This is a genomic window from Variovorax paradoxus (genome assembly GCA_016806145.1).
Taxonomy (GTDB): domain Bacteria; phylum Pseudomonadota; class Gammaproteobacteria; order Burkholderiales; family Burkholderiaceae_C; genus Variovorax.
The window spans coordinates 3,300,068-3,320,552 of record CP063166.1 but is presented as its reverse complement, the minus strand read 5'-3'; the positions used below and the strand labels follow the sequence as shown (position 1 = coordinate 3,320,552).

Here is a 20,485-nt window from a genome sequence, read left to right as displayed (position 1 = left end):
GTCCTCAGAAGCGCGCATTGAGTTCGAGCTGCAGCGTGTCGATCGACAGCGGCGGACCATAGACCTCCTTGGTCGAGATCCAGCGGCCGGTGAACCAGAGGTTCTTGTCGAACGCGTACGAACCGCCGAGGAAGTAGCCGCGCGCATTGGTGCCGCCGCCATGGAAGGTCGAGTCGTTGTAGCCATCGGGCAGCGCATCGGGTTCGATGCGCTTGTAGCCCGCGAGCACGTTCCAGTCGCCGCGCGCGGCCGGCGCCGGGCGGCCGTAGGTGGCCTGCAGCATGAAGGCGTTGCCGCCGCTCTTGTAGTCGGCCTGGCCGGTACCACCGCCGTTGCCGAAGTTGTTGACGATGGCGCCGCGGATGCCCGCGCGGCGCCAGATGTCGTTGGCGTCGTAGGCGGTGTTGCGGATGAAGTTGGCGTCCAGCCGCAGGTTGTTGCCCGCGACCTGGGTGTCCCAGCGCATGTTCAGGTCGACCAGGCGGAACTTCGAGGCCAGGCCCACGTACTGCGGCTGCGGCGTGCCGGCCGGGTTGAGCGGGTCGAGCGAGATGTCGCGCAGCAGCATGAGCGTGTTGCCCTTCTGCATGAAGGCCGGACGCGACCAGTCGGTGCTGCAGCCGTCGGCGCCCGCGTACAGCGCGCAGGGCTCGGAGACCTTGCCGCTGATGTTGCGGAAGTTGTAGTACGCGAGCGCGCCGCGCAGGCGGTTGTCGTCGTCGATCTTCCAGTCGGCGCCGACCTGCGCGCCGAACAGCCACTTGTTCTCGCTCCTGGCCTTGTCCTGGCTGCGGCTGGGCGCGTTGTCCGAGGAGTACTCGAGCGGGATCAGGCCCAGCGTGCCGAACAGCGACAGGTCCTTGTTGCTCGCCAGCGCCTTGTCGAACTGGAACGCGATGCCGTCGAAGTTGAGGTCGCTCGAGAACAGCGTGTCGGTCGACATGAAGGGGTTGCCGAAGCGGCCGCCCGTGACGGTGAGCCAGTCGACCGGCTTGTGCGAGATCCACATCTGGTCGAGCCACACGCTCTTCTTGCTCAGGCCGCCACCCAGGGTCTGGGTGGTCGACACCGGGCTCTCGTCGCTGCCCGAGGCCAGGCGCACGCCGGCCTTGGTGTTCTCGCTGAGGTCCGCGAGGATGCCCACGCGGGCCCGCGCGCGGAACAGGTTGCGCCGGTCCTGGCGCGTGTTGAGCAGCGAGGGCAGCGCGAGGTTGGTGTTGGGGTTGACGTCGTAGCCGCTGCCCTTGTTGAGCTCGGGCCAGTTGATCTCGATGTTGCTGTTGTTGCCCGCATAGCTGCGCGACTCGTTGCGCACGCGCACGTCGCCTTCGAAGCGGATGCGCTTGCTCCACTCGGGCGTTTCGTTGGGCGCGGCCCAGCCTTCGTCCTTGGCCTGCGCCATGACCTGGGCCTTGACCTCGTCGCGGATCTGGTCGCGCACGGTCTGCGAGATGTAGGGCACGCGCACGTCGCCCGGCTCGAGCCGCAGGCCACCGGCGCTGGCGCCGGCCACGGCACCGGCCGACACGGCGGCCAGCCGCTGCTGGGCCTGCTGCGAGGCCATGGCTTCGGCCTGGGCCTGCGCCAGCAGCGCCTCGCCCACGTCCTTGGCGAGCGTGCCGCTCTGGATCAGGCCGCGGATCAGCTTGACCATGGCGGTCTCGCCGGCCGGGGCCGGCTGGGCGGTGGCGCCGCCCGCGGCCAGCGCGAAGGCCGCGGCCACCGCGGCGGCCAGCGCGCCCTGGCGCAGGGCCGGCGCGAGGCGTCGGGCGGGGGAATGTTTGGAGGGGTTCATCGCTTCGTTCACAGGATTGAATGGGGGGATGGGCGGGGCTTCGGCGTGCGTCACTGCCGGCGCCCCTTCATGGACACGCGCATCGGAAAGCGCAGCGAGGCCGGTGGCTTCTCGTCGAAGCGCTCGAGGCCGCGCACCATCGCCAGCACCGCTTCGTCGATGTCGGTGGTGCCGGTGCCGCGCACCAGCTGCGCCCGCGTGGTCCGGCCCTCGGCGTCGAGCCAGATGTCGATCTGGATGTCGTCGAAGCCCAGGTTGCGGGTGCGCGGGTCGCGCAGCAGCGCCTGCTGCAGCACGCTCGCGGCATAGCGCGAGAACGAGCCGCTGCCCAGGCCGCCGCCGGCACCGGTGCCGCTCATGCCGCCGCCGCTGCCGGCCTGGATGCCGAAGGCATCGCTGCCCGCCTGCGCGGCGCTGTCCATGGTCACGGGGTCGCCGAGGTCCTTGGTGGGACTGGGCGGCGTGTCGTCCTTCGGCGGCTCCAGCGGCTCGATCGGCTTGGGCTCGGGCTCGGTCACCGGCTTGATCTTTTCCGGCTCGGGCTCGGGCAGCTTCTCGGGTTCGGGCGGCGGGGGCGGAGGCGGCGGCAGCATCAGCGTGGGAGCGTCGGCCACCACGCGCTTCTGGCTCGCGGTGTCGGCCAGCAGATACCACACGAGCGCCGCCAGCAGCGCCAGCAGCACCGTGCCGATGGCCCAGCCGCCCCAACGGCGCCACAGCGCGTGCGCGTCGGCGGGCGCGCCGCCGCCGGCCGCGGCGCGGCCCACGAAGGCGAAAGTCGGATCGCGAGGTTTCACGCGCCGGTCCTCACTTCTGCTTGCCGGTCACGAGGCCGATCTGGTTCAGCTCGATGCGGCGCAGCAGGTCCAGCACGTCGACCACCTTGGCGTACTGCACGCTCGAATCGCCGCGCACGATGACGGGGAAGTCGGGCGACAGGGCCTTCTCGGTGCGCAGGCGCTCCTCGAGCTCCGGCAGCGACACCGGGTAGGCGTCGAGGAACACGTTGCCCGCGTTGTCGATCGTGATGGCCTTGGTCTTGGGCTTCTCCAGCGCCACCGAGGAACTGGCCTTCGGCAGGTCGACCTTGATGCCCGGAATGCTGGCGTTGCTGGTGAGGATGAAGATCACCAGCACGACCAGCAGCACGTCCACGAACGGCGTGATGTTGATGCCGCCGGTGCGCTTGCGCACGGCGAACTTGGCTGCGTTGGGCATGTGCGTCGCCTCAGGCCGGGACTTGTGCCGGCGAGGTCCAGCCGCCGCGTGCCGCGTTGTCGTCGGCCGTGCGGCGCGCGCCGCCCTGGGCCGCCACGGCGGCCGGCAGCGACCTGCCCTCGCCCTGCTCTTCGGCCAGGCGCGTCACGAACTCGTCGACGAACACCGCCATGTCGGCGCCGATGGCGTCCGAGCGCGAGGCCAGCCAGTTGTAGCCGAACAGCGCGGGGATCGCGACGCCCAGGCCGGCGGCGGTACACAGCAGCGCGGCCGCCATGCCGGGTGCCACCGAGTTGATGTCCACGGCACCGGCCATCGCCGCCACCACGAACACCAGCATGATCCCGATCACGGTGCCGAACAGGCCCACGTAGGGCGCGCCCTCGATGGTGGTCGACAGCCAGTTCATGCGCTTGGACATGCGTTCGGTCTCGCGCACCATCACGCCGTCCATGGCGGCGCGGATGGCGCCGATGGTCGCGCTCGACACGGCGCTCAGGTCGTAGCCGCGGTCGTGGCGGCGGCGCATCTCCTCGATCGCCACCTGGTACAGGCGCCACAGCGAGGAGTCGTCGCGGACTTGCTGCGACACGGTGTTGCTGATCGCGAGGCGGTCCAGCGGCGCGCCGGCGGCTTCGCGGAAGTGCTCGATGAAGCGGGCATTGGCGCGCGAGGTGGCGCCGTAGCTGCGGCCCTTGCCGATCATGATGGCCCACGACAGCACCATCATCAGGCCCAGCAGGCCGACGACGATCCAGGCGTCCAGCGGCATCGCGGCCAGGATGAAGCCGAAGTGGCTCTTGCCGGCCTGCTGCTCGTCGGCACCGAAGGCCGTGAGGCGCGATTCGGCGCCTTGCGAGACGGCGTCGGCCAGCAGCAGCGCATCGCCGCGAGCGACCTTCGACAGGCGCACTTCGTCGATCGCGCCGGTGAACGGCGCCCAGGCGGCGGGCGCGGCCTGGCCGGCGGCCGGTGCGGCCGCGGCGGCGGCCACGTCGGCGCCCAGCGCGGCGGCCGTGTTCAGCGCCGGCAGGCGCGCGGCCAGCGACACCGCGGGGCGGCCACCGACGTACAGCGCGACGCTGTCGCCCTCGGCCTTGACCGCGATGTGCGACCACTGGCCGGCCTGCACCGGCTGCGCCGGGGTGCTGCGCTGGCCGTTGACCTGCACGAAGGGCACGCCCTGGTCGATGCCGACCAGCAGTTCGCCCGTGCCGTCGCGGCGCGCATAGATCACCTGGCGCGCGCCGAGCTGGTCGGGCCGCACCCAGGCGGAGAAGGTGAAGCTGGAACCGGCGGCCAGTGCCAGCGAAGGCGTGGCGGGCAGCATCAGCGGCGCGCCGGCGAACTGCGCGCCCTTGCCGATCACCGTGCCTTCGGCCGGCACGGTCGGGGTCTGGCCGTTGTTGCCGTAGGCGGTCGTGTCGCGCGGCGGCACCGCGCCTTCGGCGAAGTGGTAGACCAGCGTGTAGTCGGGATCGAAGCTGCGCTGGCCGTTGCCCGAGGCCGGGGCCTTGGGGTTGCCGTAGTACATCCAGAGCTTCTGCGGCGTGCCGGCCGAGACGTTGGGCACGTCGACCCAGACCAGCGCGATGCCCAGCAGCGGATCGAACTGCTCGATCTGGTGGTTGAGCACGGTCTTGTCGTCACCGGCCACGAAGCGCAGGTCGGCACCGGTCTCGCTCACGCCTTCGAACTTGAAGTTGCCCGTGTGCAGGCGAACCAGCACCGGCACGCGGCCGGCGTCGCTGCCGATGGCGCCGGCCTGCGGGCCGCCGTCCACGGTGATCGGCTTGCGATAGGCCCATTCGGGCTGCCACCATGCATGGGCCAGGCCCGGCAGGAGCGTGCTCAACAGCGTGAGCGCGAGGAAAAGAAAGCGTCGCATGACAGGGGTTCTCCGGAAAGCTCGTGGAAAAAAAATTCTTGAAAGGGGCGTTGCCGCGTTCTGATTCGGGTTCGGTGATCAGTAGCTGGCGTTGATGCTGAAATTGACCTGCGTGTCGCCCTTCTTCGTGCGCGGGCCGTCCTTCAGCGGTCGGCCGACATCGATGCGGCCCGAGAAGTACGGGCCGACCTTGAAGGTGGTGCCCAGGCCCACCGAGGCGAGCGCGAAGCGGTCGGCCTGTTCGGGCAGCGGGTTCTTCAGGCGCAGGCGCGCGCCGTCGAAGAAGGCATAGGCGCGCCAGCCCTCGACCCAGGGGTTGAGCCAGGTCAGCGGCGGCGTGCGCCATTCGATCGAGCCGACCACGCCGTAGTCGCCGGTGGCCTCGGCCGAGAGATAGCCGCGCACCGAGTTCATGCCGCCGCCGGCGATCTGCTCGCTCGACACCAGCGGCGAGTCGGTCAACTGGCCGTTGAAGCGGAAGGCCAACTGCGAGCCACCGTCGAAGGTGTAGGTGCCGTTGAGGTCGGTCTTCAGCACCATGAAGCTCGGCGAGGACTTGTAGCGCTTGTAGTCGAACTGCAGCTGGTCGCTGCCGTAGCTGAAGAAGCTGCGCGTGCCGATCACCAGCGACACGCCCACGCCGTACTGGCTCTTCTCGGCCTGGCGCAGGCCCGAGTACGACAGCGTGATCGGCGCGTACTTGAGCGGCACCTCGTCGCTGCTGTTCTTGAGCGTGAGCGCCTCGCGGTTGTTCTTGAGGTCGAAGCCGGCGCTGAACGAGTGCCACCAGTTGCCGGCGTTGGGCACCGTGTAGGTGGCCTTGAGGCCGAGCGAGTGGCCCTTGCCGAGCACGTCGGTGCCGCCCACGGTGGCCACGTTGCTGTCGGACCAGAAGGCCGAGCCCTCGAGCGCCCAGTTGCTGTTCGGCAGCGGCGCCAGGTACGAGGCCGACACCACCTGCGTCTGCTTCAGGTCCTGCGGCGCGCCGAAGAAGCTGATCGAGGCGCTGTGCCCGAGCTGCCACAGGTTGTCGTGGCCGATCGAGGCCGAGGCGCGCAGCTTGCGCGTGTCGGCGCTGTAGTCGTTGTTGAGGCCGACGCTGGCGCGCCACGGGCTCTGGTCCTCGACCTTGAGGTCCACGTCCATGGTGCCGGGCATCGCGCCCTGGCGCACCAGCGGCATCACCTGCCGCTTCGGGCCGCGGTTGAGCGCGGCGAGCTGCGACTGGGCCTTGTTGAAGTCGGGCACCGTGCCCTCCCGCAGCGCGGGCACCTGGTCGCGCACGTCCAGCGGCGAGTTGTACTCGGCGCCGACCACGCGCACGCGGCCCACGCGGGTCTCGCTGACCTGCAGGAACACCACGCCCTGCGCGACCTGCTGTTCGGGCAGGTCCACGTAGACCGACTGGTAGCCGGCGGCCTGGTAGGCGGCGAGCAGCGCGTCGCGCGCGCCCTCGATGTCCTTGAGCGTGCGCTCGGGACCGAGGAAGGGCGTGACCGCCTTCTCGATCGCGCGGGCGTCCAGCGCGGTGTTGCCGCGCACGATGTATTCGGTGACGTCGACCTTTCGTTCGGGTGCGGCCGGCGCGGCGACGGCCGCGGCCGCGGGGGGCGGGTTCTGGTTCAGGGCCCGGGTGTCGGCGGGTGCGGCGGCCTGCGCCGACGCGACGCCGTGCGCACTCAGCGCCAGCACTGCCAGCCACACCGCTCTCCAGCACATCGGTGGGGCGTTCTTCTTCAAGTCATGCATGTCCAGCTCGGTTCTCAAGGATGAAGCTCGCTCGGCAGCGGCCCATGGTGGAGAGCCTTCATGTCGCCGCTGCGTACGTTTCCTAGACGCCCGGGAAGCGCGGCGACTGTCGTTTGTCACGAAAACTTCATCAAGAAAAGTCGGACGGGTCCTGCATGCGGCTTTCGACGCGCCCAAGAAGAAGGGCCTCCACGCGGGAGGCCCTTGCTGTGATGACGCAGCGCGAGCCGCGCGGTCCTTCGTGCTATGGCTTCAGGTTGCGGCGCTCGCCCGGCGTCAGCGACTGCATCTGCGCGGTGGTCAGCGCGCCGGCGCCGAGCACCTGCACCACGCCCTGGGGGTCGTAGGCGGCGCCGGTGGTGCCGCGTTCGCGCGCGCCGCCGCCGGCCGGCGCGCCTTCGGGCGCCTCGTTGCCGAAGCCCAGCACGCGCACGGTGAACACCGAGGGCAAGGCCTTCCTCGCCTCGGCGCGTTCGCGCTGCAGCGAGTCCTGCGCCGCGATGCCGGCCTGCGCGGCCGCCGCGCTGGCGTTCGAAAGCGCGCCCACGTTGACCGCCGCCACCACCGGGATGCCGGTGGACTTGCCCTGCACCTGGATGTTCTCGGCGTTCACCACGTGCAGCGCCGCGAGGTTCACGTTGCCCGACACGCGGATGCCGGCCTCGCCCGCGTCGATGGTGCCCAGCGGCGCGATCAGGTCGATGTCGCCCGGCGGGATCTCGGCGATCGGGTTCAGCGTGGCGATGCCCGCGCCGGTGGTCGGCGCGTTGGGCGACAGCGTGACGTTGCCCACGCCGTCGTAGACGCGCCGCTGCGGGGTGTAGACCACCGTGGTCTTGGCGCCGCGCCCGGCATTGATGTCGCCCCCGGCCGACCAGCCCAGGATGTTGCCGCCGAAGGTGGTGAACACGCGGCTCTGGCCCATCAGGATGCTGCCGTGGGCGTAGATGTTGATGTCGCCCTCCCCCTGCGTCATCACGCCCGAGCCCGGACCGGGCACGAAGCCGCCGTCCACGCCCACCAGCGTGCGCCCGCCCGGCGTCATCACGTGCACGTCGCCGCCGAACTGGGTGTGGATGCCGGCGTCGAGCACGTCGTAGAAGTTCACGTCGTAGCCCGGGCTGCCCAGCGCCTCCCACTCGGCCTTGCTGATGTAGGTCTTGCCCGGCGTCGGACGGTCCTTGCCGACGCCGTTGCTGACCACGTAGCCGTCGATGTAGAGCGCGCTGCTGAACAGCGTGAGGTCGCCCTCGTAGCTGCGCGGGCGGCCTTCGGCGTCGGTGTCGGGCAGCAGGGTCGCGATGGCCTCGCGGCCGCGCAGGTAGCTGCCGCGGCGCTTGCCGCCCTCCTCGTTGTACTCGCGGCCCGAGGCCTTGAGCTCGGCGTAGTAGACGTTGCGCAGGAAGGCGCGTTGCTGCTCGGCCGGCAGCGCGGCGAAGAAGGCGCGCGCGTCCATGGTGGCGGCGTCGAAGTGCAGGCCGAGGCGGTTGGCCTTGCCGAAGCGATCCGTGAGCCAGTTGACCAGATGCAGCCGGCTCTCGAGCCTGTACTCGCGCGCCAGCGAACGGTTGGGCGCGCTGTCGCCGCGCGACAGCGCCTGCTGGCGCGCGCGGTCGAGCTCCACCTGCTTGCGCCCCAGGAAGGCGTCGGCGCCGGCCTCGCCGCCTTCGTAGCCGAACTCGCGCTGCAGCCATTGCGCGAGCGACAGCGCGCCGTGGTAGAGCGCCACCGCCTTGCCTGGCTGGTCGGCCAGCGGCTGGCCCGGATCGGCCAGGTTGGCCGGATCGAGGTAGCGCTTCGCGAAGGCCTGCCAGTCGGCGCCCGCGCCCATGCCGGCCGACACCGCCACGCTGGCGCCGCTGCTGCGGTCGCCGGGCTTCACGTCGACCACGGCGCCCAGCGTCTTCACCTCGCCGCGGTCGGCGAAGTAGAGGTTGCGCCCGGCCGTCACCTCGAGCAGGCCCGGGCCGGTGACGTAGAAGCTGCTGTGGCGGATGTCGCGGCCGGCCTCGACCACCGAGATGTCGTCGGCCAGGCCGTGCGAGATCAGGTTGCCGCGGCCGGTGCCGATGGTGTCCTTCTGGCCCAGGCGCGTGCCCGAGTCGGTGATGTCGCGCCCCGCGCGCACCGCCACCGGGATCGAGCCGTCGTAGCGCGTGCCGTCGCGGCCCAGGTAGCCGAGGCTGGCGGCCTGGCCGAAGCGCAGGCCGACGATGTCGCCTTCCACCGCGTAGTAGCGCGCCGCCTCCTGGCCCGCCGCGGCATAGGCCGAGGTGGCCTGGCTCGCGAAGGTGAACAGCGGCGCGTTCGTGTAGCGGCCGCTGAAGCCGATGAGCCAGTCGGTCTGGTCGTTCGTCACCGACGGATGCAGGTTGTGCACCACCACCGGACTCAGACCGTAGGGGCCGCCGCCGGTGTAGGCGATCAGTCCCATGAAGCCCGGGCGGAACGGGCTGGTGAGCGCCGCCGGGTCGGCGGTCGACGCGGTGATCGCATAGCCGCTGGCCTGGATCGAGTCGCGCGCCAGCAGCTCGAGCACGCCCTTGCCGGTGACGTTGGCGTACTGCGCGCCCTGCGGTGCCGGCGAGAGCGTGAGGCCGAACTCGGTGCGCGTGAAGGCCGCGCCGTTGTTGGCCACCAGGCCCGCGGTGCCCACGCCGTAGTAGAGGCTGCCGCTGGCCGCGACCGCGCGCAGGATCGACGGGTAGAAATGGCCCTGGTAGGTCGCGCCGAGGTTGTTGTCGCGGCGCGCCTTCACCACGTCCTCGTTCACGGCGCCCTCGCCCCAGGCGGTGGTCGGCGTGAGGTTGCCGCCGGCGCTGAACAGGTCCACGCCGGTGGCGGGCGTCCACAGCGAGAACCAGCTGAAGCCCTGGCCGGTGTAGGCCTGGCCCTGGTAGCCGAACGGCGTGGCGTTGAGCAGCCGGGTGCGGCCCGCGTCGGCCACGCCGCCGAGCACCAGGTCGCCGCGCGTGTCCAGCCGCGCGGTCGAGTCGCCGAGCACCAGCACCGGCCCGCCGCTGGCGCCGGCGCGGCCCGTGCTGTAGGGATCGCCGCCGCGCGAGTCGAGCTGGTCGCGCGTGCCCGCGCCCACGTCGAGGCCGCCGATGGCGCCGGCCTGCACGCGCAGCGCGCCGCGCAGGTTGACCAGCGTGCTGTTGAGGTCGTGCTCGTTCCTGCGCAGCGCCGCGTTTGGATTGAGGCTGCCGCCGATGCGCAGGTCGAGGTCGCCGCCGCCCGTGAGCACGAGCTCGCCGGCGGGCGTCATGCGGCCGGTGCTGGCCACCGCCAGGTGCAGGCCTTCGCTGCGCGGCACCCGGCTGGTGTAGCCCTGCATCGCGCCGTCGTTGAAATAGACCTCGCCGCGCGGGCCGATCATGCCGGCGTCGCGCCCGGCTTCCACCACCAGGTTGCCGCCGCCCAGCGTGCCGAAGCCGGTGAAGCCCACGAGGTAGGGGTCGTTGTAGAAGCTGTTGTTCGGGTACGGGTAGTACTCGCCGTTGGAGCCCGCCACGTAGGTGCCGAAGTTGATCCACCAGGCCGCGGGCAGCGCGTCGGCGCCGGTCGCGACGCTGCCGCTGCCCTGGCGCCAGAGCCAGGTGCCGGTGGCGGTCGAGCCGATCTGGCCGCGCATCTCGGCGAGCTCGAAGCCCACGCGCAGCGAGCCGCCGCTGCCGACCAGGTCGCCGCGCAGGTCGCCGCCGGCGCGCAGCAGCAGGTTGCCGCCCTGCTCCGGATACCAGGCCGCGTAGAGGCTGCGCGCGCCGCCGTCGACCAGGTGTTCGTAGGGCTTGCCTTCGATGGGGAACAGGATCGAGCCGTCCTTGAGCAGGCCGCGCTGCTGGTCGTAGCGCCGGTCGGCCGCGCCGCCCACGCCGGGCGCGGTGGCGGTGCCGGCCGTGTAGACGCCGTAGGGCGAGCGCAGCGTGATGTCGCCGCCCGAGACCAGGTCGAGGTCGCCGGTGCCGGTGCGCAGCACGCTGAAGATCTGCTCGCGCGCCGGGTGGTAGGCCGCGACGCGGTCCGGCGGCACGGCCGGCTTGTCGACGGTGGCGTATTCGCCGTAGCCGTAGTCGTTCATTTCGGCGGGGTCGTTGACGACCATGCCCCACATGCGCAGCTCGTCGACCTGCTCGGGCGTCATGGGCGTGCCCGGAACGATCTGGAAGCTCAGCACGTACTCGCCGAAGAAATCGATCACCAGCTTCGCGCCGGCGTCCGGCCCCCAGAAGTAGGTCGCCGGCGAGCCCGTGCCCGGCACGTCGCTGACCTTCGAGCCGAGGCCGAAGTGGGTGTCGGCCAGCTGCAGCCGTCCGGTGGCGTGCGGCTGCGCGAGGCGGGTGTCGGCGGCGCCGAGGTCGGCCCCGGCCACGAGGCGCAGGTCCCACGACAGCGAGCCCGCGGGCAGCATCGGCGCCAGCGCCCAGGTGCGGCCCTGGTTGCCGTCGGCATCGGCGGGCCGCAGGTTGATCATCTCGACGCCGCCCGGCAGCTTGACCTGGGTTTCCGAGGGCACCACCGCGCCCTTGGCCAGCGCGAGCGGGCGCGACAGCGACATGCCCACCGGCAGCGCCACGCCCGCGGGCCAGATACCCGCGGCCATGCGCACCTCGGCCGGCAGGCGGAAGCCCGCGGCCAGGCGCGTGCCGGCCGGCAGCGTCACGGGCTCGCCGAGCACCGAGCCGGCTGCATGCAGCAGCCGGCCCGCGGCGTCGCGCACGTCCGCGCCGAGCACCAGGCCCGCAGGCACGGTCAGCGGCTGGTCGAGCACCATCGCACCCGGCAGCAGCGTGCCCGAAGGCAGCGTGACGGCCGCGGCCGGCAGGTCGAAGTTCAGCGTGCGGCCCTGCTCGAAGCCGGTGCCGGTGTCGAGCGTGACCAGGCCGCCGTGCGGGATCACGAGGTCGCCGCCGAAGGGAATCCGGCCGCTCGGCAGGACCCAGCCCTTGTCGTCGGGCGTGGCGCCGCGCACCAGGCGCGAGCCGTCGAAGCCGTCGTTGATGCTGCCGAAGACCTCGAGGTTGCCCGGCGCGCGGATCACCAGCGCGCCCGGTTCGCCCGAGCCGTAGGCCAGGGTCTTTGGCGTGCGCGGGTTCAGGCTCGCGTAGCGGTGGCCCGAGAGGTCGATGTCGCCGTCCACGTGCAGGTCGCCATCGGGGTTGATCGCCGTATCGGTCACGATCTGCACGCCGGGGCGCAGGTGGAAGCGCTCGCCCTGCGCGCGCAGGCCCGCGAGGCGGCCGTCGATCAGCGCGCCGTTGCGCAGCGCGGCCTCGATGAAGGCCTCGCTCTGGCCGTGCAGGCGGTCGAGGTAGGCTTGGTCGATGACCTGGTAGGTACGGCCGTCGACGCTCGCGTCCGTGCCCTTTGCCGCGCTCTTGTCGGTGACGAAGGCGTTGACCGCGACCGACTTCGCGCCCTGGATCGCGATGCTGCCCGCGGCCTCGATGGCCACGTCGTCGGCGCCGCGGCGCGGTGCGTTGAGCGCCACCGTGCCGTAGTCCTTCGCGGCGCCGGCCACGCGCAGGTCCATGCGCGCGCCGCTGGCGATCGAGAGCGTGCCGCTGCCGGCATCGAGCTCGATGACCGCGCGGTTCGGCGCGTCGATGGCCTGGCCGTAGCTGTCGCGCCGCAGCACGCTGGCGCTGGCATCGAGCACCGCCGTGCCCGCGAGCGCAACGCCGTCGCGCGCGGCCAGCCGGATGCTGCCGGCCTGCTCGCCGCTGGCGTCGACGCGGCCCTCGACCGTGAGCCGGCCGCCGTCGACCGAGAGGTTGATCTCGCGCGCCTTGAGCTCGTCGCCGACCACCAGGTCGCCGCGCTTGAGCTGGAAGCTGCGCACGCCGAAGGCACCGCCTTCGTTGAGCCGCGCGTTGAGGCCGCGGAAGTCGGCGATGGACTGCGCGCGCAGCTCGATGTCGCCCGCCGCGTAGGGCACCAGCGTGCCGCCCGCGTCGTAAGAGCCGCTGCCGTCGGCCGCGATGGCGCCGCGCAGGTCGATCGTGCCCGCGCCGGCATCGAGCGCCACCGCATCGAGGCGGCCCGCGCGGTTGTTGCGGGCCGACAGGTCGATGCGCGCGCCCGCCGCCTGCGCGATGTGGCCGGCGCGGCTCTCGAGCACGAGGTCGCCGCCCCAGGCGTACTTGCTGACGTCGAAGAAATCGACGCGCCGGCCCGCGAGGTCGAGCGTCGAACGCGCGCCCAGCAGCAGGTCGCCCTGCGCGACCAGGCTCAGCTTGCCGCTGGGCAGCCGCACCGCGGTGTCGAAGCTCAACTGGCCGCCCGCGTCGAGGCGCAGCTCGGCGCCCAGCGCCTCGGGTGCCACCGCGTCCACCGCAGGCAGCACCGCGCCTTCGGGCGTGGTCACCGCGATGCGGCCGCCCGCCCGAATGGCGTTGACCGAGCCGGCCTTGCCGGTCATCAGCGGGGTGGCGATCAGCAGCTCGCCGCCGCTGCGGTCGAAGGCCTTGGTGGCTTCGTTCCACGCGCCCTGCGACTGATAGACGCCGAGGCTGCCCCGGTGGTTAGCCGTGATGCGCTCGCTGGCGTTCAGCGCCACCGTGCCGAAGCCCAGCGTCAGGCGGTCGTGCGAGATCACCGACTTGGGCTGGGCCTGGGCCGCGTAGCCGAACACGATCTCGCGCGCGTCGACCTCGAGCCGGCCGCTGCCGGTGCCCGCGCCGCCGCTCATCACGCCGCCGGCCGGCGAGGCCGTGCCGTTCCACACCAGGGTGTCGGTCTCGATGCGCGCCACGTCGTCCGCGCCGCCATGGCCGTAGATGGCCGGCGTGGTCAGCACCAGTTGCGCCAGCGAGGGCTGGCCGTTGGCCGAGGACAGCGTCGACAGCCGCACCGATTCGTAGAAGTTGACCGAATCGCGCGCGGTCAGCACCAGGTTCTCGAGCGCGGGCGCGCCGGTGCTGGTGTCGCCGCGCAGCAGGCGGTCGAGCACCTGCTGGTTGAGCGTCATGCCCAAGGGCAGCGCACCGCCCGCGCGGGCGCGCTCCAGCGCCTCGGCGCTGCCGACGTTGATGCCGCCCACGGCCAGCACCAGGTTGCGCGCGCCGTAGCGCACCGAGTCGCCGAGCTCGAAGGCGCGGTCGGTCGCGGCCGTGATCGTGCCCTCGGCATAGAGGGTGGTGGTGCCGCCGCAGCGCACGCTGCCGCCGCACACGCCGATGCGGATCGGCCCCTGGCCGTAGCGGGTGTCGGTGCTCAGGCTCGGAGCCAGCACGTCGAGCCAGCCGTTGGAGACCGCGAGCACCGCGACATCGCCCGGCTTGAAGACGTAGCCGGCCTTCGAGTCCCAGGAGACCGGGCCGCGGCGCAGGGTGTCGATGCCCGCGCCCTGCTCGAGCACGATGCCGCCTTCGCGCTGGCCCGCGACCAGGAACACCTGCGGCGCCGACAGCACGGCGCCTTCGCGCAGCACGATGCCGCTGGCGGCCTGGTAGGCCGTGCCGAAGTTCGCGAGGTAGGACCGCTGGGTGTTGCGGCCGGTCTCGAACTGCGAGCCCGGCGCGCCGCCGATCGACATGGTGCCCGCGCCGATGCCGTTGAGCATGCCGGCGTCGAGCGTGACGCCGTCGAAGCCAGCAGTGGGCGCCTTGCCCGCGGCCACGATCTCGAACATGCGCGTGGCGCCGTTCACCACCAGCTCGCTGCCGAAGCCGCCCGGCGCGGCCGCGTGCCGCACCGTGCCCTCGGCGATGCGGATGCCGCGATCCTCCAGCGGCTTGATGCCCGGGGTCAGCGTCAGCCGGCCCGCGTCGCGTTCCAGGCGCGGGCGCGGCACGCCGTCGCGCGCGGCCCAGTCGAGGCCGAACTGGGCATAGCTGGTCTCGTTGTACTGGGAATAGGTGCGCAGCAGGTCGGCCGGCGTCAGCACGAGCTGCGTGGTCAGCGTGTCGAGGATGCCGGTGTGGGCGACGCCGACCCGGCCCGCGGTGCTGTAGGAGCCGTTGCGCATCGCCTGCGTGCTGCCGAAGGCCGCCTGGCCGCTCGCGAGGCCGTTGAGCTCGACGCGGAAGGCTCCCGGCAGCAGTGCATAGGTCGAGGGCATCAGCGTGTAGGTGCCCGGCGGCAGGCCCGGCACGCCCGCGCCGATGGTGATCTGGCGCCCGACCATCGGGTCGCCCGCGCCCTTCTCGGCCGAGATCGGCGCCGCGCCCGGCTGCGCGCCCGGCACGACGGCGTAGACCGGGTTGGTCGCGAGGCCCGGCAGCACGAAGGCCGCGCGGCCGGTGCCGCTTTGCACCAGCGGGTTGAGCCGCGCGTCGGTGGAGCCGCCGCGGCCGGTGAGGAAGGCCGCGCCGGTGAGCGTGCCGCCGCCCGACAGGTCGATCAGCGCCCCGCCCTGCACGTCGATGCGCTCGCCGAGCAGCGTGACGCCGCCGAAGGCCATGCCCGAGCCGCCGAGGCCCACGTAGCCGGCGTCGGTGCCGTTGTGGACGTAGGTCAGGCCGTCCTTGGTGCCGCCGTAGGGCATGGCCAGGCCGGCGCCGCTGGTCGAGGTGATGCTGCCCGCGCGCAGCCGCACGGTGGAGGCGACGTCATCGGCCTGCCCCTCGGGACGCCCCAGCACCACGCTGCCCAGCGGCGCGCGCAGCACGCCGCCCTGGTCGATGTTGGCCGACATCAGCTGCAGGCTGCCGAAGGCCGAGTACGGCACGGCGGGCTCGCCCTCGCCGATGCGCTCCACGCGCAGGCTGCGCGCCGGGTCGTAGAGGTTCTGGTAGTTGCCCCAGGTGTCGACCTGCCCCCTCTTGCCGGCGCGGATCTCGGCGCGCGCGCCGGTGGCCGGATAGATCTGGCTGGCCGCGAGCACGAGGTCGCCCGCGGTCTCGAGCGAGGTGCGGTCGCGCACCAGCGAGGCCAGCAGGCGCAGGTCGCCCTGGCTGCGCAGTTCGAGGCGCTCGAAGCCGTCGCGCTCGACCTGCACGTTGCCCTGGAGTTCGGGCTGGGGGCCCGCGGTGCCGAAGGCCACGGTCTCGATCACGTCGAGCACCGAGGACTCGATGCGCAGGTCCGAGCCCGCGGCCAGCCGCGGCACGCGCGTGTTCACCGGGATCGGCAGGATGTGCTTGTCGCGGCCCAGGCCGGTATTGCCACCCAGGCGCACGTAGGGCGCCGCCAGCAGCACCTGCGAGCCGTCGCCCGAGCCTTGCGCGAGGCTGAAGCTGCCCGCGGTCATGCGCAGGCCCTGGCCGAGCCGCAGGTTCACGCCGTCCTCGAAGGCGATCACGCCGTTGACCAGCAGCGAGAGGCTGTCGAAGCCGCCGGCCTCGATGCGGTCGACGCCGATGCGCGCATGGCCGTAGGCGAGCGCGGCATCGGCCTGGCCCGGGCGCAGGTCGGCGCGCAGCGAGTCGGGACCCTGCAGCGCACCCAGCTTGATCTCGCGCAGCGAACGCACGCGCGCGTCGGGCAGGTTGGCCTCGGGATAGGCCGGCGCCTCCAGGGTCAGGCCCAGCGTGCCGCCGGCCGCGCCCGCGCCGCCCGCAGCGGCGCGCAGCGTGCCGTCGAGGAACAGGCCGTTGAAGCTGCTCAGGTGGATCAGGCCGCCGTCGGAAGCGACGGTCGTGGCGCCGGCCTGCGGCAGGTCCAGCGTCGCGCGGGTGCCCGAGGCCTCGAGGCGCGCGCCGGGGCGCACCACGATGAAGTTGTCGGCGCCCACCGTGCTGGTGGCATTGGCGTTGTAGCGCCCGCCGATCTGGATGCTGCCGCCGTCGCCGACCAGGCCGTAGCGCCGGCCGCGCAGGTCGGTCGCGATGCGGGCCTCGCCCGACACGTCGAGCACCGCATGGTCGTCGAGCCAGATCGAGCGGTCGTGGCCCTTCGACGAGGCGCCATCGAGCCCATAGCCGAAGTTCGTCACCTCGATGCGTCCGCCCGCCGTGCGCAGCGTGCCGTCGACGGTGATCTGCCCGTTGCCGGTGAGCGTGATGGCGCGGCCGGCATCGACCCGCACCCGTGCGTCGCGGCCCACGTCCAGCGGCGCCAGCGAGCCGTAGCCCCAGCCGGCCGTGAGCTGCAGGTCGGCGCCCTGGCGCTGCGTCAGCAGGCCCTTGGCCGCGTTCTCGGTGTATTCGGGCGGCAGCCAGCTCTGGAGCACGCCGGCGGTGTCGGCGCCCGTGGGCAGGCCGCGCGCGGCGGTGGTGTCGGCGCGCAGCACCGGCATCTCCACGCGCAACGCGGCACCCGGCGCGACCGCCAGGCCCTGGTGGCCGATCAGTTCGTAGCGCGAGAAGCCCGCGCGCAGTTGCTCGCCATCGATGTGCAGCACGCGGCCGACCGCCACGTCGCGGTCGAAGCGTCCGCCCGCGGCGATGCGCGTGCCGGCCGTGAATTCGAGGTCGCGCGGCGCCGTCGTGCCGGCCTTGATCACGCCCGGGCTCGGCTGGATGCCCATGCCCTGCGGGAACACCTCGGCCGGCACCACGTAGCCGTTCGGGAAGCCGCCGAACTGGCCCGTGAGGCTGACGATGACCGTGCCCGCGGGCAGCGTCGGCGCCTGGCTCCAGGCGTAGACCGAATAGGACTGGCCGCTCGCGGTCTGCAGGCTGTAGAAGTCGTTGCTGCCCACGGGCTTGGGCAGGGTCCAGCTCGCGGCCAGCGTGAGGTGGGTCTCGGGCCGCGTCCGGTCCACCAGCGGCGCCGCGCCCAGCACCTCGCCGGGCTGAGCGCGCGTGCGCGTGTAGTGGAAATCGGTCGGCAAGGTGGCGCCGGCCTGCACCACGAAGCCCTCGCTCGCGATCAGGTCGATCGGCGCGGCCTCGCCCGCGGCCAGCACGCCGCGGCCGCCCGCGATCTCGCCGCCGACCACCACCGCGCCGCCCGACTGCAGCCGCAGCGTGCCGCCGCCCTTCATGCCCTGGCTGCGCAGCGCGCCGCCGAGCACCAGTTCGCCGACCGACGTGCCTGTGCCGACGCCCGGATAGGCATTGGCCGCCAGCGCGATGTCGCCGCCGCGGCCGCCCTGCACGCTGTGGTCGGCGCGGTAGATGGCGCCGGCCGAGGTGTCGAGCACCGCGCCCTGCGACACCACCACGTCGCCGCTGGACTGCACGCGGATGTTGCCGCCCGCGACGAAGGGCACGCCCGCCGTGCCCGCGCGGTCGAGCGCGAGGTTGGTCCACAGGCCGCGCGCGTCGAGCAGCACGCCTTCGGCGATCGTCACGTGGGCGGCCAGCTCGGGCTTGAGCGGCGCCGCGAGGCTGTCGAACCAGCCGAGGCTGGCGCTCCACTTCTGGAACACGTTGCCCAGCGCAATGCCGCCGCCGCGCGCTTCGAGTCCCGCATCGACCTGCACCTGCGTGGCATGCAGCGCGATGTCGCCGCCCGGCGCCACGCGCACCGCCTCGCGCACCGCGATCGCATCCTTGGCATGCACGCGCAGCGCGCCGAGCTCGAGCGCGTCGAGCCAGCCGGCGTCGAGGTGGATGTCCTGCCCCTCCTCCACCGCGCCGCCGATGGCGATGCGCTGCGCCACCGCGTCCTCCATGGAGCGCAGCGCCTCGGTCGCCTTGTCGTAGACCGGCGTCTGCTTGCCGACGATGAGCTGTCCGCGCAGCGCCACCGCGGTCTGCGCCTGGCGGTAGCCGTCGAAGGACTTGTCGCGCGCCTGCGTCTGGCCCTGGCCCTGGAAGGCGCTGGTGTCGATGTCGCCCTCGAGCTGAGCCTTGGCCGTGGCCACCACCAGCCGGCCCGCGTCGCGGCCCACCGTGTAGCCGTTCTCCAGCCGCTCCCTGGCGCCGATCAGCGGGTTGTAGAACGAGTCGGTCACGCCCCAGCGCTTGTGCTCCGATTCGAAGCCCTTGTAGAGGCCGGTGTAGAGCAGGTCGCCGGGCGCGCGCGAGGCTTCGTAGAGCCGGCCGTCCGAACCCTTGAGCCAGGTCTGGCGGATCTTGCCGGTCTGCACGTCGAGCGTGCCGCCCGCGAGGTTGATGCTCGAGCCCTTGTCGGTGCGCAGCTCGCCGCCGCCGAACTGCACCGTGCCGCCCTGCGCCGACCATTCGCCGATGCCATGGCCCGCGATGCCAAGATAGCCGCCGACCTCGAGCAGGCCGCCTGCCGTGTACCAGCGGTCGGTCTCGTAGCCGTTGGTGCCCGCGGGCACGCGCACCAGGTAGCGGCGGTCGAGCCAGATGTTGTTGTTGAACAGCGCGCGGCCGTCGCGGTTGCGCGGCGCGTCGCGCTGCTCGTTGCCCTGCACGTTGATCTCGACGTTGTTGGCCTCCATCGCCACGCGCACGCCGACCGCGCCCGCCACGTCGATGCGCGCGCCTTCGCGCACGCTGCTGCGCTTGGCGGCGTCGACCAGCACCTGGCCGCCGGTGGCCAGCGTGAGCGAGTCGCCGAGGAACTCGACCTCGCCGCCGCTGGCGATGCGCACCAGCGACTGGTCGCGCCGGTGCGCGACGCTGTCGCCGGCCTTGTCCGAGTCCTTGATCATCGCGTTGCGCTGCACGTCGAGCGCGGTGGTCGCGCTCTCGTCGAGCAGGATCACGGTCACGCTGCCGGCCTCCAGCGTCACCTTGCCCGCGGCATCGGCCGTGTCGTTGAGCAGGTGCACCGTGCCGCGCGTATGCACCGAGGTGGTCGACACCGCCACGCCCTGCTGGCGCACGTCGCGGCCGGTGAGCGTGATGTCGCCCTGCTCCGCCTGCAGCAGACCGGTGTTGCGCACCAGCCCGGCGCCGCTGCCCTCGAGGCGCAGCGGCACGACGGTGTTGCCGCGCGTGGTCGAGGCCTGGTTCTCGTCGGTGCCCAGGCCCTTGCGGATCACGAAGGCATCGCCCGCGGCCAGTATGACCTGGCCGTTGGGCGTGCTGATCCGGCCGTGGTTGTGCGCCTCGCGGCCGGCCAGCAGCACGTAGCCGCCGGCCTCGGTCACCGTCTCGGGGCGGCGCGTCGCGATGCGCGCACCGGCCTCGACCACCACGTCGCCCGTGGCCGCGCCATGGCTGAAGCTGTTGGCCGTGGTCTGCAGGTCGTTGGCCAGGCTCGGGATGAACTTCGTGCCCTGGGCCTCGCTGTAGATCCCCTTCCTGAACTGCGCATCGCTCATGCCGACGGCCGAGGCCACCAGGTTGCGCGTGTCGACCTGGCTGCTCCCGCTGAACACGATGCCGTTGCGGTTGACCACCATCACCGTGCCGTCGGCCTGGATCCGGCCCTGGATCTGCGAGGGCCGCGCCTGCGGATCGTTGACCCGGTTGAGCACGGCCCAGCTCGGCTGCTGCTCGAACTTCAGCGTGGTGTTGCGCCCGACGTTGAAGGTCTCCCAGTTGAGGATCGCCTGCGGCGCGGTCTGCGCGACGGTCACCTGCGTCTGGCCGTCGCTGCGCGTTTCCACCGGCGCGTTGGCATTGGCCCAGCCGGCCGTGAGGCTGGCCGTGTCCACGCGCAGCCCGCCCTCGGCCAGGCCGTCGGGCACGCCCTGGCCGCTGGCGATGGCCGCGCGCCGCGCCGCTTCCTGCGCGGCCTGTTGCGCCGCGATGCCGCGCGCCGCGAGGTTCAGGTTGCCGATCGAGCGCTGCAGCTGCTCGCCCGCGCGCTGCTGCTGCGCCTGCGGGCTCACCAGCGCCGAGGCCGGCATGCCGTTGGGCAGCCGGCCGGTGGCCTGCGCGGTGCTCTGCGCCATGTTCTTCTGCGCCATCCAGCCGGCGCTGAAGGCGCGCTGCGCCTGCGCGGCGGGCATCGTGGCACCCGCGGCCAGCATCAGCGCGATGGCATGCACCAGCGGCCGCAGCCGGGTCTGGGGCGTGAAGGAAAAGGGGCTGCTCTCGTGGCGCCGGGTCACCGTGCTGCTGCGTTGCATGCGGACTTCCATG

General features: G+C 72.4%; 6 protein-coding genes. All 6 read right to left on the bottom strand.

Features of this window, described 5'->3' with window-relative positions; translation table 11 throughout:
* Positions 1-4 precede the first annotated feature (4 nt).
* The 6 genes from INQ48_15600 to INQ48_15575 all read right to left on the bottom strand — a co-directional run bounded on the left by INQ48_15600 (position 5) and on the right by INQ48_15575 (position 20,472).
* Entirely contained in the window at positions 5-1,795 is a 1,791-nt protein-coding gene (locus INQ48_15600) for a putative porin (GenBank protein ID QRF60541.1), read from the bottom strand.
* A gap of 50 nt (positions 1,796-1,845) precedes the next feature.
* Positions 1,846-2,514: an energy transducer TonB gene (locus INQ48_15595; protein QRF60748.1), complete on the bottom strand. Its 669-nt coding sequence runs from the start codon at positions 2,512-2,514 to the stop codon at positions 1,846-1,848.
* Positions 2,515-2,602: 88 nt separating this feature from the next.
* Positions 2,603-3,013 carry a biopolymer transporter ExbD gene (locus INQ48_15590; protein ID QRF60540.1) on the bottom strand — a complete coding sequence of 137 codons (411 nt, stop codon included), beginning with the start codon at positions 3,011-3,013 and terminating at the stop codon, positions 2,603-2,605.
* Positions 3,014-3,023: 10 nt separating this feature from the next.
* Positions 3,024-4,901: a DUF2341 domain-containing protein gene (locus tag INQ48_15585; GenBank protein ID QRF60539.1), complete on the bottom strand. Its 1,878-nt coding sequence runs from the start codon at positions 4,899-4,901 to the stop codon at positions 3,024-3,026.
* Positions 4,902-4,979: 78 nt separating this feature from the next.
* Positions 4,980-6,650: a ShlB/FhaC/HecB family hemolysin secretion/activation protein gene (locus INQ48_15580; protein QRF60538.1), complete on the bottom strand. Its 1,671-nt coding sequence runs from the start codon at positions 6,648-6,650 to the stop codon at positions 4,980-4,982.
* Between the two features lie 244 nt (positions 6,651-6,894).
* A complete protein-coding gene (locus INQ48_15575; GenBank protein QRF60537.1) occupies positions 6,895-20,472 on the bottom strand; it encodes a filamentous hemagglutinin family protein in 13,578 nt (4,525 codons plus the stop codon).
* Positions 20,473-20,485: the final 13 nt, after the last annotated feature.

Excerpts from the sequence above, each read along its gene's own strand:
- INQ48_15600 (QRF60541.1), bottom strand. The coding sequence starts at position 1,795 with ATGAACCCCTCCAAACATTCCCCCGCCCGACGCCTCGCGCCGGCCCTG.
- INQ48_15590 (QRF60540.1), bottom strand. The coding sequence starts at position 3,013 with ATGCCCAACGCAGCCAAGTTCGCCGTGCGCAAGCGCACCGGCGGCATC.
- INQ48_15585 (QRF60539.1), bottom strand. The coding sequence starts at position 4,901 with ATGCGACGCTTTCTTTTCCTCGCGCTCACGCTGTTGAGCACGCTCCTG.
- INQ48_15580 (QRF60538.1), bottom strand. The coding sequence starts at position 6,650 with ATGCATGACTTGAAGAAGAACGCCCCACCGATGTGCTGGAGAGCGGTG.
- INQ48_15575 (QRF60537.1), bottom strand. The coding sequence starts at position 20,472 with ATGCAACGCAGCAGCACGGTGACCCGGCGCCACGAGAGCAGCCCCTTT.